The 14,698-nt window shown below is 43.3% G+C and carries 10 protein-coding genes; 9 read left to right on the plus strand and 1 reads right to left on the minus strand.

Features of this window, described 5'->3' with window-relative positions:
* Positions 1–77 precede the first annotated feature (77 nt).
* The 8 genes from ACPUEK_RS10230 to ACPUEK_RS10265 all read left to right on the plus strand — a co-directional run bounded on the left by ACPUEK_RS10230 (position 78) and on the right by ACPUEK_RS10265 (position 12,324).
* Positions 78–2,669, plus strand: a complete 2,592-nt coding sequence (locus tag ACPUEK_RS10230) for a type I restriction-modification system subunit M (protein WP_425640644.1) — start codon at positions 78–80, stop codon at positions 2,667–2,669.
* A 1-nt stretch (position 2,670) separates the two neighbouring features.
* On the plus strand, positions 2,671–3,834 hold the full coding sequence (locus ACPUEK_RS10235; protein WP_425640645.1) for a restriction endonuclease subunit S: 1,164 nt from the start codon (positions 2,671–2,673) through the stop codon (positions 3,832–3,834).
* A 14-nt stretch (positions 3,835–3,848) separates the two neighbouring features.
* A complete protein-coding gene (locus tag ACPUEK_RS10240; RefSeq protein ID WP_425640646.1) occupies positions 3,849–7,172 on the plus strand; it encodes a type I restriction endonuclease subunit R in 3,324 nt (1,107 codons plus the stop codon).
* A complete protein-coding gene (locus ACPUEK_RS10245; protein WP_425640647.1) occupies positions 7,169–8,005 on the plus strand; it encodes a hypothetical protein in 837 nt (278 codons plus the stop codon). Before ACPUEK_RS10240 ends, ACPUEK_RS10245 begins: the two co-directional genes overlap by 4 nt.
* 246 nt (positions 8,006–8,251) lie before the next feature.
* Positions 8,252–8,416, plus strand: a complete 165-nt coding sequence (locus ACPUEK_RS10250; protein ID WP_425640648.1) for a hypothetical protein — start codon at positions 8,252–8,254, stop codon at positions 8,414–8,416.
* 436 nt (positions 8,417–8,852) lie between these two features.
* A complete protein-coding gene (locus ACPUEK_RS10255; RefSeq protein WP_425640649.1) occupies positions 8,853–9,719 on the plus strand; it encodes a hypothetical protein in 867 nt (288 codons plus the stop codon).
* A gap of 11 nt (positions 9,720–9,730) precedes the next feature.
* Entirely contained in the window at positions 9,731–11,353 is a 1,623-nt protein-coding gene (locus tag ACPUEK_RS10260; RefSeq protein ID WP_425640650.1) for a PcfJ domain-containing protein, read from the plus strand.
* Positions 11,350–12,324 carry a hypothetical protein gene (locus ACPUEK_RS10265; RefSeq protein ID WP_425640651.1) on the plus strand — a complete coding sequence of 325 codons (975 nt, stop codon included), beginning with the start codon at positions 11,350–11,352 and terminating at the stop codon, positions 12,322–12,324. Before ACPUEK_RS10260 ends, ACPUEK_RS10265 begins: the two co-directional genes overlap by 4 nt.
* Positions 12,325–12,716: 392 nt before the next feature.
* On the opposite strand, the gene ACPUEK_RS10270 is transcribed toward ACPUEK_RS10265, so the two are convergent.
* Positions 12,717–13,370, minus strand: coding sequence for a hypothetical protein (locus ACPUEK_RS10270; protein ID WP_425640652.1), 654 nt, complete (start codon positions 13,368–13,370; stop codon positions 12,717–12,719).
* A gap of 149 nt (positions 13,371–13,519) precedes the next feature.
* Between ACPUEK_RS10270 and ACPUEK_RS10275 the strand changes: the two genes are divergently transcribed.
* Positions 13,520–14,692 (plus strand): DUF262 domain-containing protein, encoded by a 1,173-nt coding sequence (locus ACPUEK_RS10275; protein ID WP_425640653.1) that lies wholly within the window; start codon positions 13,520–13,522, stop codon positions 14,690–14,692.
* Positions 14,693–14,698: the final 6 nt, after the last annotated feature.

Raw genomic sequence — 14,698 nt, forward strand, 5'->3', positions numbered from 1 at the left:
AGAAAATACATTTATACAAGATTCATGATCGGGCAAGAGACAGTAGACATGCAACTTAACACTAGGAAAGCTTACTAATGAACAAGCAACAACTGGCCGCCAAAATCTGGGAATCCGCCAACCAGATGCGTTCAAAAATCGAATCCAACGAATACAAAGATTACATCTTAGGTTTCATTTTTTACAAGTACCTAAGTGACCAATTAGTTCAGTTTGTCACCAAAGAGGGCATGACACCTGAAGACATTAAAGCCCTCAACGAAGAAGACGCGGACACGGTCAAGTACATTCAAGACAATCTAGGTTATTTCATCGCTTACGATAATTTGTTTGCTACTTGGGTTGATCCTGCATTCGACTTTGACGAGTCTAACGTGCGCGATGCGCTATCCGCCTTTAGCCGTTTGATTTCTCCTACCTACAAAAAATTGTTTGAAGGAATTTTCACCACACTCGAAACGGGTCTTAGCAAACTGGGTGAAAGCGCGGGTAAGCGCACAAAAGCCATTAGTGACCTACTGCATTTAATCAAAAGTATCCCAATGAACGGTAAGCAAGGCTATGACGTACTGGGTTACATCTATGAATACCTGATTGAAAAATTTGCCGCCAATGCCGGTAAAAAAGCCGGTGAGTTCTACACGCCGCATGAAGTCTCGGTACTGATGTCGCACATCATCGCCCACGAATTAAAACACAAAGACACCATCGAGATTTACGACCCAACGTCGGGCTCGGGTTCGTTACTGATTAATATTGGTGAAGCGGTCGAAAAATACGCCAAAAGCAAAGACAGCATTACCTATTATGCCCAAGAACTGAAAGCAAATACCTATAACTTGACCCGTATGAACCTCATCATGCGCGGCATTAAAGCCAGCAATATCAAAACCCGTAACGGTGACACCTTAGAAGACGATTGGCCATACTTTGATGAAAACGATCCGCAAGGTACTTATCATGCGCTGTATGTGGATGCGGTCGTTTCTAACCCGCCTTACTCACAAGCCTGGGACCCAAGTTTTAAAGACAGCGATCCTCGCTATTCCCGTTTTGGCTTAGCGCCTAAAACCAAAGCCGACTTTGCCTTTTTGCTGCATGATCTTTATCATCTAAAACCCGATGGCATTATGACCATTGTCTTGCCCCATGGCGTGTTGTTCCGTGGCGGTGAAGAAGGCGAAATTCGCAAGCAACTGATTGAGCAAAACCACATTGATGCCATTATCGGCTTACCGGCCAACATCTTTTTTGGTACTGGTATTCCTACCGTTATTTTGGTGCTCAAGCAGAAGCGTGAAAACAATGACGTATTAATTGTGGATGCCTCCAAGCACTTTGTTAAAGAAGGTAAAAACAATAAACTGCAAGCCAGTGACATCAAGCGCATTGTTGATGCGGTCATTAACCGCGACAGCATCGAAAAATTCTCTCAAGTAGTGAGTAAGCAAACCCTGCGCGAGAATGGCTATAACCTGAATATTCCGCGTTATGTCGACTCGTCACAGGCCGCTGAAAGCTGGGATTTACACGCCACTATGCTCGGCGGCATCCCAAATAGCGAAATTGCTCAGTTACAGCATTACTGGGAGGCTTTACCAGATGCACGTACCGCTTTGTTTGCGCCTAAATCAGCACAATACAGTGAGCTGGCGGTAGCAAAAGTATCGGTGAATGAAACGATCAGTAGCCATCCGCAAGTGGTAAATTTCATTAATGCCTACAATAAAGCCTTTGTCGGCTTTGATGATTATCTAAACACATCCTTGATCCAAGACTGGGACAAAGTAAACCGTAATCAGCAAGAGCCATTGCTGAGTGCTGAGCTATTTACTCGTCTATCCTCGATCAAGTTGATTGATAAGTATCAGGCTTACCAATACCTCAATGACCAATGGCAAGTCATAAAAGCAGACTTAGAGATGATGCAAACGGAAGGCTTTGATACGACCAAAGTCGTTGATGCCAATATTGTTGTTAAAAAGGTCAAAGGCAAAGACACCGAAGTACAAGACGGCTGGAAAGGTCACATCATACCATTTGAGTTGGTTCAGCAAACCTACCTTAGTAATGATCTAGCGGCATTGGTTGAAAAAGAAACTAGCCTGGCAGAGGTCATCAGTACACTAGAAGAGATTCTTGAATCCTTATCTGAAGAAGAAAAAGAAGCCGAGGCAGTTAAAGAAAGCAAAGATGGTTTCGTCAATGCTGAGGTAAACAAAGCAGCCAAGGCTTTCTTGAAAGAACAAAAGGACAGTAAAACTAAGTTTGCTGAAGACAGCTACGAAGCGAAAATCATCCGTGTAAGTGAGCTAGTCGATGAAGAGAAAAAGCTAAAGAAAGCGATTAAAGATGACTCTGAGGCTCTTCATTTAAGAACTAAATCTACCATTGAAGCTCTGCTAAACGATCAAGTAAACCATCTGCTGCACCTAAAATGGATCGCGCCATTAAGCCAAGAGCTTGCGGCCATGCCAAGCGCCGTGATTACTCAGCTCACCAGCCAAGTGCAAGCCCTTGCCGATAAATACGCGGTGACTTATTCGCAAGTGGCGAATGAGATTAAAACCACCGAGATCGGGCTGGCCGACATGATGGGCGAGCTCACCGGTAATGAGTTTGATATGCAAGGTTTGGCTGAACTTACTAGCTTACTGAAGGGCGAATAAGATGAGTTTGGAAAAGAAAGTGCCGGAAATTCGGTTTCAGGGGTTTAGTGACGAGTGGCGAGAAATAGTCATAGGAACTGCATGTTCAAATTTCCGAAGCGGAAAATTTATTAAAGCAGAAGATATAAAAAAATCTGGAGATTACCCTGTTTATGGTGGCAATGGCTTGAGAGGTTTTACTTCCGAGTATAACCATGATGGCACTTATGCATTAATAGGAAGACAGGGTGCTCTTTGTGGGAATATGAATTATTCATGCGGTAAAGCCTTTTTTACTGAGCACGCAATAGCTGTCCAAGCGAACGAAAAAAACGACACGCTTTTCCTTTATTACAAACTCGGACTAATGAATCTAGGGCAATATTCCGGGCAATCAGCTCAACCTGGCCTTTCAGTAAATAAACTTACAGAATTGGAAGATTTCACACCAGTTAAGCCAGAACAAACCGCCATCGGCACCTACTTCCAAAAACTCGACAACCTAATCAACCAACACAAACAAAAGCATGACAAGCTCAGCAACATAAAAAAAGCCATGTTGGAAAAAATGTTCCCCAAACAAGGCGAAACAATCCCGGAAATTCGTTTTAAAGGGTTTAGTGGGGAGTGGGTGTTGCGCAGTTGGCGAGATACGGTTGATATTTCAACAAATATGGTTGATCCAAGGTCTAGCCAGTATGGCGAGCTACTTCATGTCGGCCCAGGGAACATAGAGTCTTTCACCGGTATGTTTTATAACAATGTCTTAAAAGTAAAAGACAGCAATTTAATAAGCGGGAAATTCCATTTTAATAAAGGTGATATTCTTTATGGGAAAATCAATCCTCAACTAGCAAAGTATGTTATTGCGCCATTTGAAGGTCTTGCTAGTGCCGACGCATATGTTTTGAGTGCAAAAAATGGAGTGGTTCAGAATTATCTGTATGCAATTCTGCAAACTGATGATTTTTACAAATATACGGTGTCAGTTTCATCGCGTACTGGTATGCCAAAAATAAATAGAGATGAGCTGAATATTTATAGTTACTTGTCGCCCGATGAAGCAGAACAACAAAGAATCGGCAACTACTTCCAAAAACTTGATGCGTTGATCAACCAACACCAACAACAGATCATCAAACTTAATAACATCAAGCAAGCCTGCTTGAGCAAAATGTTTGTTTAGCAGGGAGCACAGCCATGACCACGTTTAAAACCGAAGCGCAATTTGAACAGGCCTTTATCGAAGTGCTTACCCACAAGGGCTGGGAAAGCGAGATACTTAAAAACAAAACCGAAGCGGAGTTACTGCAAAACTGGGCGAACATTTTATTTGAAAATAATCGCCAGCAAGACCGTTTAAACGACGTGCCACTGACGGCAACGGAAATGCAGCAGATTATTGAGCAGATCAAAGAGCTGAAAACACCGCTTAAGCTTAATGGCTTAATCAACGGCAAAACGGTAGCCATTAAGCGCGATAACCCCGCCGATAGTTTGCATCTTGGCAAAGAAGTCAGCCTGAAAATCTATGACCGCCAAGAAATTGCGGCAGGCCAAAGCCGTTACCAAATTGTGCAACAACCTAAGTTTAAACGTGGCAGCCCACTGCGTAATGACAGACGTGGTGATGTACTGCTGCTGATTAACGGAATGCCGGTCATTCATGTGGAGCTAAAGCGCAGCGGCATACCGGTAAGCCAAGCGGTTAATCAAATTGAAAAGTATTCCAAAGAAGGTATTTTTAGCGGCCTGTTTTCACTGATCCAAGTGTTTGTCGCTATGGAGCCTAATGAGGCCAAATACTTTGCCAATCCTGGGCTAGATGGCAAATTTAACCCAGACTACCAATTCAATTGGGCCGATTTTAATAACGAGCCCATGAACCATTGGAAAGACATTGCCTCAACATTGTTATCCATCCCCATGGCGCACCAGTTAATTGGCTTTTACACCGTTGCCGATGATACCGATGGTGTGCTTAAAGTGATGCGCAGTTATCAGTATTACGCCGCCAATGCGATATCGGATAAGGTAGCCAAAACCCACTGGCAACAATTGGGTAGCGCAGCTAATAACCCAGACCGCTTGGGCGGCTATGTATGGCATACCACGGGTTCAGGCAAAACCATGACCAGCTTTAAATCAGCACAGCTCATTGCCCAATCAAAAGATGCCGATAAAGTCATTTTTTTGATGGATCGCATCGAGCTGGGCACCCAGTCGCTGGCGGAATACCGAAATTTTGCAGGCGATGGTGAAGATGTACAAGCCACCGAAAATACCCATGTATTGGTAACTAAGCTAAAAAGCACATCCCCAGCCGATACCCTCATTGTTAGCTCTATTCAAAAAATGAGTAATATTTTTGAAGAAGTGGATGATGAGGGCACTGCAACAAACTCGGCAGATATTGAAAAAATCCGCGCTAAACGCTTGGTATTTATTATTGACGAGGCGCACCGTTCAACGTTTGGCGACATGCTGATCATTATTAAACGCACCTTTCCCCGCGCCTTGTTTTTTGGTTTTACTGGCACTCCGATCCAAGAAGAAAATGAAAAAAACGGCAATACTACCAGTACCGTATTTGGCAATGAGTTGCACCGCTATAGCATAGCTGATGGTATTCGAGATGGTAACGTACTCGGCTTTGATCCCTATAAAGTGCCTACTTTTAGGGACGGTGACTTAAGGCAGGCTGTCGCCCTAGAGCAAGCGAAGGCGGAATCGGTAGCGGAAGCCATGGATAATCCCGCCAAAAAGAAAAAATTTAATTATTTTATGAATGAAGTGCCTATGGCTGGCTACAAAGACGCCACAGGTAAATACCACAAAGGTATTGAAGATTATGTGCCTAAAAGTCAGTATCTAAGCGAGACTCACCAAGCCAAAGTGGTAGAAGATATTTTACACAAATGGGATGTGCTAAGCCAAGGCAATAAGTTTCATGCGATTTTGGCTACTAACAGTATTGCTGAAGCCATTGATTATTACCGTCTGTTAAAGGCTGCTAAGCCTGATTTAAAAGTATCAGCACTGTTTGATCCCAACATTGATAATGATGGCAGTGGCGACCGTGGGCCAACGTTTAAAGGTGATGGTCTGGATGAAATTATGCGTGACTATAATGCGCGTTATGGCCACGATTTTGATTTTGCCCGTCATGCAGCATTTAAGAAAGATCTAGCCGCACGCCTTGCTCACAAAAAACCTTATGAGCGTATTCATACCGATCCTACAAAACAGTTGGATTTATTGATTGTTGTAGACCAAATGCTCACCGGTTTTGACTCCAAGTGGCTGAATGTCTTGTATTTAGATAAGGTAATTAAATACCAAAATATCATCCAAGCCTTCTCTCGTACCAATCGGTTGTTTGGCCCCGATAAGCCTCATGGTGTTATCCGTTACTATCGTTACCCGCATACGATGGAGCAACATATTAACGATGCGGTAAAACTATACTCAGGCGACAGACCCATAGGGTTATTTGTTGATAGGCTAGAAAGTAACTTAGAAGCAATGAATGAACTATTCGGTGATATTACCGAGTTGTTCATCAGTGCCGGTGTGGCAAATTTTGAAAAACTGCCAGAAGATGTTGAAGCGTGCGCAAAGTTTGCTGAACTATTTAAAGTATTTAACCAGCATCTAGAAGCCGCGAAGGTACAAGGTTTACATTGGGAGCAGTCGGTTTATACATTCACGACGGACGCTTCAACAGGCGAAAATGGCACTGAACATGAGGTTACTCTCGCCATTAATGAACAAACCTACCTGAGCCTTGCGCTGCGTTATAAAGAGCTCGCATCAAAAGGTGATGGTGGTGGTGCGGGTGGCGGCGATGTGCCTTTTGATATTAGTGGCTATTTGACGGAAATTGATACTGGAAAGATTGATGCCGACTATATGAATAGTCGTTTTGATAAATATTTAAAAGAGCTAAATCAGCATAATGATCAAGCCAGCATTGAACTTACACTCAACGAACTGCACAAGTCATTTTCTTCACTGACGCAAGCTGAACAAAAATACGCCAAGCTTTTCTTACATGATTTACAGCGTGGCGATGCAAAGTTAATAGAAGGCCATAGTTTCAGAGATTACATCAACACCTACAAAGACAATGCTGAAAATGCCCAGATTAACGCCATTGTTAATGCGTTAGGTTTAGATAAAAGCCAGCTTACTAGCTTATTAAACGATAGTGTTAATGAGAAAAACCTTAATAATTTCGGTCGCTTTGACGCGCTTAAAGACACTGTTGATAAGGCAAAAGCCAAAGTTTATTTTGAAAAATTAGATGGTCTAAGCATTCCGCCCTTTAAGCTCAATATGCGCATCGATCAGTTTTTAAAGCAGTTTATTTTTGCTCAGGCTGATGAGATAGAAGATGCTGAAGAAATTGTTTTGAGAATGGTTGCAGAAAAAGAATCTACGATGTCAGAAAAAGAGAGTTCTGACATAAAAACACGGAAATATATAATAGATAAAGATGGAAACGGAGTATATGAAGTATGACAACGGACTTGCATTCAGTAAATATTAGTAAGGAAGCCCTCTTTGATATTATTTTGGCTGGCCTTGAAGCCTATGCCATTAAGCATGATGGTCAAGATGTTGTTGCAATAGAGACCTTCGCGCATATGTGGGGGAGAACAAATAAAAATTTACCTTTTAAATGCTATGTGGATCACTTAACCCCAGAAACCTCGGCAGCTCGAACTAGAGGCTCCGTTACCGCGTCTGATATTTCATTGGAACTCAAGCAAGATATTGCGGCTATTTTTGGTAAAGGCTTTGAATATATTGGCACGATGCACTCACACCCCTATCTTAAGGTTGAGCAAGGTGAGAAAGGTGAAGTTTATGAGTATGACGCTAAAACTATTCGTAAGAAAAAATTTTACCAATGCTCAGATACCGATCATAAGTCTGAGTTTACTAGCTCAACTGTTACGGTTGGCAAGCGCAAATACAGTGTCGCGGTTATTCTAACTGTACATGCGATGGATAGGGCTAGGGATGAGCTCGATGGTGCAATTGATGAACAAGTTTTTGAGTTTTCATTAGGGAATTTAAAAATGTGGCTTTTCGCTCAGGTTTTCGAGCATGTTGATAGTGATGACCTAACTGATCAAGATGTCTCTGAGTTTGGTAAGTTTGAACTAGATATTAAGAAATTTGATGATGAGTTTACTTTTCCAATCCCAGTATCGACTAAATTAAATTGCGAAGCCTTAGGCACATCAGGTTTTTTACTTGACGGATTTGGGCGTTTAAAAATAAGTGACAAAGATTCTCTATATACAAATAAGAAGCAGGCAGAGAAGCGATTTTGGCATAAGATGTAAAGTGAGCTATAACACCCTAGAAGTAATATTGTAGTGACTCATCCACTATATCAATCTCCGCCACGCTGGCACCGTAATAGGTGCCTTCGTCGACGAAGTGCTTTAACTTGATCTGACACTCTGGGCATTCAAATGTTACGTTCGGGTCGGTGCATTCATCTTCGCTAAAGACCAACCAATCTAGAACACTTGATAATGAGGGTCTCTACACCACTTTATTCTGTTGCCTTGTAGCTCGAAGAAGTCATGAATAGCCGATTTACTGTCATCGTTGAAGAGCGTTCTATCCATGTACACCACGGTTGTTTTGCTACGCTGGTTGTAGAGGATTCTCCCTCTGGGTATGGACTGATATTCCAATTGCCTCAGTTCATTCGGCAGTTGGATGCTATCGGGGGCGTGTTCCCATAGGTCGATATGATTATCTGGTGTATCCCAAAGGCCTGGTAGGCTGCATTCTCCTTCCTGAAAAGGTCGGCTACGACCAATGACTTTTCCGTTGAAATACCAAAATATTCCGATATTGGGCATATAGATTCTCTTTGCTTGTAGCTGTGTTGCCACTAAGTCCCTTGAGCACATTTTATAACCCTTCCACTGTCCGAATTTTATGCGCTAAACCTCTAGTTTGAGGGTGGATTTTAGGTATTTACAGCCTCGCCTGGTTAAGTTCTAGCGTTAAAAATGGTTCCGTTTTTAGTTGATGTTTATTAAGTTAGGCGGTAACTTAATGGTTACGGTTTTAGTTAAACTTTCCTTTTAAAATCAATTATTTACCGAGACATGTTTTGTCGCTTGGTAGTGTTAAAGTAGTCCTTGTTGAACGACAGACATAAGGACACTTTCTATGATTATTCATTCTCGCAGTTTGCGCTTTTTTCCGGATTCAAACCCAGTTCACAATATGGGTAAGATTGAGCCGGATTTCTTTATTCCCCGTGTGAAGTATGTGTATGAGTTTGACTTGTACACCTTTGATGAGCGCAATGATCACGCCAACTATTTAATGGGCAGTGCGGCACAGCGCCTTAAAAAAGCCATAATCGATGCTTTGGAAGAACGAGTCTATGACGACGCTAACTTGGCGGCGACTTTTTGGGTATCGCGTCAGCGTGTCTTGGATTCCTTCGCAACAGATCCGATCTACATTGCTTCGGTGGAGGACCTTGAAGAGTGGATCGACTTTGAAGAAGTGGCTGATGACTTTGAAGAGCACTTTGCAATGGAGGATTTAATCCAAGAGACGGGGTTCCTGCGTGCGGTCGATGTGCGTACTTGGCGTGAAGGCACCTCGAAGGTAGAGCCTTGGTTTCATGTGGAGTGCAGCCAAATCTGGTATCCAGATCAACAGCAGAAGTGGTTCCTGTGGGACAACGACGAAAGTGTTGAGTACGGTGGTAGCTTTGGTTGTTTCGATGAGAAAGATGGCAAGGTGAAACTTTCTCGTAAGAACATCTTGAAAGATGGTGATCACACCATGGTGGCGTACGGTGATGAGCAACACGCACAAGCCGAGCTTTATGAGATATTAGAACACATGCTGGCTAAGGTTGTTGATCATCGCTCGGATTGTCTCAGCGTTAAATCGATTACGTTTGAACTGCACGATAAACCAAGCGAAAAGAAAGCGCCGCTAAAGGCTGTGCCACGATCGTCTGAAGAGTGGGTGCCCCGCAAGATCAACCGTAATAGATCACGTAAGTCGAAGAAGTAGGGAGAACGGCTATGGCTATCTTACGCGAGAACATAGCAGCCCGTGATAAGCGCTTAGCGGAGCTCGTCGCTTTGCAAGCTCACGATGGGGCATTCTACTTAGAGAGCTCAGCACTGATTTGGGAGATTACCTACCCAATCAAAGAGAAGCTGCTGATCATTCCGTATCTGCCGATTTATAACGGCATCGTCATTAAGCGCAGTCAGCTTAATGACGACCGCTGGCAGGAGATTGATCAGGACGCAGGTTTGCCATTGCTGACTTGGGCACAAACGTGCCCGATCTTGGCAGAAGTCATGTGCTTCTTACCAGAAGACGTAAAAAAGATTGCGCTGTCGATTCGGCACTTACAGATCTCGATGCTGAATATGTGCCTTCAATCTGATGCGTTCAAGCAGTTGTGTGAGTCAGACTTTAATTTGGCATGGCTGTTCTTGGGGTGCGCACAGCAAGCACAGCTACCAAAGGAGGATATCGAGCATTGGTTAACACGTCCTCGTTTAGATTTGTTAGAGCTGGTCTCAGGGCATCGACAGAAGTGGATGCTCAAGTGGCTACGCAAAGTGCGCGCAAGTGTGGGGGATGTGCATGAATGGCAGCGCCTACAAAAATGGCTGCGCGATCCGCAGCAAACCGCTTACCTAAATGGCTTTGGCCAAGCGAGCGTATCATTCTTGCAAATTATGACGCTCATCGATTTACCGATAGATGTGCGTCAGTGGCAAGGTGATTTAGAGGAAGTTAAACCACTTCCTGGCAGAGAGATTCGCAGTTGGCTGTGGGAAGTGAAGAAAAGTGCTGAAGATGTTCAGCGTATTGGTAAGGCGTTAGGCATTCCTGCTTACAGCCACTTTGATCGTGTGCGCTCGTTTGATGGACTTAAGAAACGTCATGATAAATGGACAAAACGGTTGAATAAGGTCTTGCCCCAAGAAGAAGGGTTGTGGGGTGTGTTCCCAGAGCCGCCTTTAGAGGAAACGAAGGTCATTAAGCCTATTCGCACATTTCTTGCCTTATGTAAGGAAGGGCAGCGTATGAAGCACTGTGCGTCCAGTTACCGTGAAACGATCGAGCAGGGTGAAAGCTACATCTACCGATATATGGGTGAACAACGAGCCACCATTGAGCTGAAGTGTTTGAACGGAACCTGGAGTCTTGAGCAGATTAAAGGCCGTCAGAATGCCGAGGCGACATCGGAAACGTTAAAGGCGGTACAGGATTGGTTTGATCAGTATGAGGGTTCTTTAGCCTCCTACCAAAAGCGTCGGCGAGCTCTAATGGCAAGACCTAATGATGTGTTTTTCCCAATGCCACCGTTTGAGTCGGAGCCACCTTTGACAGCGATCGAAACGGAGGACATGTTTCATAACGAGCAGCGATATATGAACGATCATATTCAAAGCACTATTGAGCAGATTCGAAATGGTAAACGTTATGTCTATCGAGTGGACGAACCCGGTAAAGAACGCGTAATTGAATTTGAGTGTTTGGGCAATGCTCGTTGGGAAGTGATTAATGCCGTTCGTCGTGATGGTACACGTCGTCAATATGATACGGATCTCCTGGACTGGTGGCTTGGAACACACAGTGCAGACCAGGATTGGATGGTGTTAGAGCAAGGAGAGTTGCTATGAGTATAAACCATTCAGAAGTGGTATTTGATCTTGCTGAAGATGGGGCGCCTAACATTTTGTTAGTAGGTATTGGTGGCTGCGGCTGCAGTGCTGTGGAGGTCATGGCGCAAACGGCTATTTTGGACAAGGTGACACTGGCTGCGGTTAATACGGATCAGCGCGAGCTGAGTTTAACCAAAGCACCCGTGCAGGTGCCGATTGGTGAGGTTTTGACAAGGGGGCTTGGTGCAGGCTCCATGCCTCATGTTGGGGAGCAGTCAGCCCGTGAATCAGCCGAAGCTTTGCAAGATATGATTGCAGGGTTCGATTTGGTGATCACCGTCAGTGGTGGCGGTGGGGGAACAGGCACTGGCGCGACGCCTATTGTTCTTGAAATGTGTGAAGAACTTAATGTACCAACCATCGCATTTGTTGTAAGACCCTTCGCCTTTGAGGGGAGGCGCAGGATTATTTTGGCGGATACCTTGATTGAGCGCTGCCGACAATCGGCAGGTACGACCTTTGTACTGGAAAATGCCAAGTTGCAGCAGGCATTAGGCGATAACGTCAAACTGAACGATGCCCTCGATGCGGCCAATCATTACATCAATGAATTGATAATGGGCCTATTGGCGATGATCGACAGTGAGGCGGTGGCGCGGATCGACTTTGCCCACTTTTTATCAGCCCTTGCAGGCCGAGGTATGGGTCATGGCGCGGTCATTGAAGCAAACAGCTATGACGGCCTTTTAGAAAAGCTAACGGATTTTCCTTTGCTACAAGGGCCGTCTCATATCCGAAGCACGCATGCCAACACTCAAGTATTACTGCATATCTGGGCACCAGAGAGCTTCACCTTGTCTGACTATGCTGGGATTAGCGAAGAACTGCATGAAAGACTTTCGGGCAACTTAGACCTGTCAAGCGGCTTCAGTGTTTGGGGCAAGCCAAGCTTTAAAGTTGTATTGTTTGTTAATCGATTATCAGGTTAGCAGTTCGATATTATTCTGACCAGAATGATATTTTATGCAGACAATTGGAGCACTTATTAATTTCCTACATTGCAGCAATAAGTGAGCGGTAAGCCAAACTCAACATAGTTGATAGTTTTCTGCGTGATCTAACTTTTAGCAGCGCAGTGTCGTCTATGTTGGGTTCGTCACAGCGCAACGGTTGGCCTGTAAGTGCCACTGATGGTACGCCATCTCATTTCTCGTCACCTACTCAACCATGAGTGGTGCACTTATTATCTGAATATGCAAGTAGATACGAGCATTAGCATTATATGAGCAACAGCTAAATAATTTGGACTAATTCATTCGCAAAAGTATACAGTTACCTAGATAATTCTAGGTAACTGATACCGTTGTTAAGTAGTGGATGATTAGTTATCGATCAATGGGAATGCTGCATCACCCCAAACTTGATCCTGTCCAGCCATCATCAGTTCAATCACTAATGGTACGATTTGAGACATGAAAGTAGTGCAGTCTGTTAGTTGCTTACGGTTGGCTTTGCTTCCGTGTGTTGCCCCACCATGCATGATTTGATTTCGTAACACATACAAGCGAGATAAGATGATGGATAGAACTGTTGTCGTATCATTGTTTGCAAGCGCTGTATGGGCGGCTTTAGTGGCAAGAGCTCTAGCATCCATCCAATCAGACTCTTTGATATCGCCTGATTGAAAACGCCAGTAATCAGCCAAGATAAACTCATTATTCAAAATGGATCTAATGGTACTGGAGTAATGGCTCCAAACGAGGCCGTAAAGCTTTTTATTAGCATCAAGGCCAACCAACCTTTCTATAAAGGCTGAGTATTTGTCTTTTTCAGTGTTGTAGTATTTTTCAGCGGAGTCTTGAGCATAGGCGGCGTTGAAAGCGATCCATAAGAAAATGAATTGTGAGTCGTCGTCTTCGCTTATTTCTGCTTGCTTCAACCAGCTTAATGATCGGTGTAATCGAAGAGATAAAGATGCTGAAAGGTAATCTGCTCGCTCAGCGCGGTGGCGTGCCTTTAGTTCCGTATAGTTCATGATTCATCCCAGAAAAATAGTTTTCTATTGATATCTTTTGATAGGGTTAAAGTAAACTGTTTTGTTATCTGTCCACAATAACAAGAGGTGACTGTATAATCTTAACTATGCCTAACGTAAAATCAGAATAAATTTAATAAGGAACAAGGATGTCTCAACACCCTGAGTTAGAACTTAAATCCATAAATGACTTGTTAACATTTTCGTTTTTTATCCCAGCCTATCAGCGTGGTTACCGCTGGTCTCAAAGGCAGGTTATTGAACTTCTTGAGGATGTTTATGAGTTTTGTGATCGTAAGCAACCTAAGGAAGATGACTTTTACTGCTTGCAACCTGTAGTAGTCAAGCAAACAAATGGGGTCTGGGAGCTGGTAGATGGTCAACAGCGTCTGACGACGATTTTACTGATTCTAGGTTATTTTAATAGCCGCTTTGCTGTGGATTTCAGAAAGCAACTTTATACATTGGATTTTGAAACTCGGCCACAGTGCCATGATTATCTGTCAACATTAGATGAGAGCCTAAAAGAGCAGAATATCGACTTTCATCATATTTATCAGGCTTTTATAACCATCCGAGAATGGTTCAAAGATAAGATACACCGTATTAATGACATAGAGTCTGTCTTCTTAAATAAGGTGAAAGTAATTTGGTATCAGGTACCCGAGTCGGAAAATGTGATTGATGTTTTTACACGCCTCAATATGGGCAAAATTCCGTTGGTAAATGCTGAGCTTGTCAAGGCTCTTTTTCTTCGCTCTTCAAACTTCACAGCCGCTGGTCAATCCTCTACGCACCTGCAGCAGTTAAACATCGCTCAAGAATGGGATACGATTGAAAAACGCTTGCAAGATGATTCTTTTTGGTATTTTTTGAGTAATAAATCGATTACAACAAACCGCATAGAGTTTGTTTTGGAGTTGGCGAGCAGAAATCTTAGCAGTGATGGCATACTTGAAAATGATAAGTTAAAAGTCTTTTTACAATTTAATAAGCAGCTATCAAAACCTAAAAGTACGCTAGATGCTACCAATGAGTGGCTGTCTATCAAGCGTTGCTTTATGACTCTGGAAGAATGGTATAACGATAAAGCACTGTTTCATCTGATAGGTTATCTAGTTGCTCAAGGTGTTACTATTCCTGAGCTATTTGGAGTTAGTGAACAAACGAAGAGTAAGTACGATTTTCGTGAAAAGCTACTAAGTCTCATTGTAAAAGATGCATTTAAAAAGACGACAGATAAGCCTAACTTTGACCAAATAAGTAACTATCTAAGTGATCTTAGTTACCAAGGTGATACACAGGGCGCGAGCATACTTTGAAGAACT

This window comes from Marinomonas gallaica, assembly GCF_049821165.1.
Classification (GTDB): domain Bacteria; phylum Pseudomonadota; class Gammaproteobacteria; order Pseudomonadales; family Marinomonadaceae; genus Marinomonas; species Marinomonas gallaica.

Bases quoted from the DNA above. Each gene is read 5' to 3' on its own strand.
- ACPUEK_RS10230 (WP_425640644.1), top strand. From the start codon at position 78: ATGAACAAGCAACAACTGGCCGCCAAAATCTGGGAATCCGCCAACCAG.
- ACPUEK_RS10235 (WP_425640645.1), top strand. From the start codon at position 2,671: ATGAGTTTGGAAAAGAAAGTGCCGGAAATTCGGTTTCAGGGGTTTAGT.
- ACPUEK_RS10240 (WP_425640646.1), top strand. From the start codon at position 3,849: ATGACCACGTTTAAAACCGAAGCGCAATTTGAACAGGCCTTTATCGAA.
- ACPUEK_RS10245 (WP_425640647.1), top strand. From the start codon at position 7,169: ATGACAACGGACTTGCATTCAGTAAATATTAGTAAGGAAGCCCTCTTT.
- ACPUEK_RS10250 (WP_425640648.1), top strand. From the start codon at position 8,252: ATGAATAGCCGATTTACTGTCATCGTTGAAGAGCGTTCTATCCATGTA.
- ACPUEK_RS10255 (WP_425640649.1), top strand. From the start codon at position 8,853: ATGATTATTCATTCTCGCAGTTTGCGCTTTTTTCCGGATTCAAACCCA.
- ACPUEK_RS10260 (WP_425640650.1), top strand. From the start codon at position 9,731: ATGGCTATCTTACGCGAGAACATAGCAGCCCGTGATAAGCGCTTAGCG.
- ACPUEK_RS10265 (WP_425640651.1), top strand. From the start codon at position 11,350: ATGAGTATAAACCATTCAGAAGTGGTATTTGATCTTGCTGAAGATGGG.
- ACPUEK_RS10270 (WP_425640652.1), bottom strand. From the start codon at position 13,370: ATGAACTATACGGAACTAAAGGCACGCCACCGCGCTGAGCGAGCAGAT.
- ACPUEK_RS10275 (WP_425640653.1), top strand. From the start codon at position 13,520: ATGTCTCAACACCCTGAGTTAGAACTTAAATCCATAAATGACTTGTTA.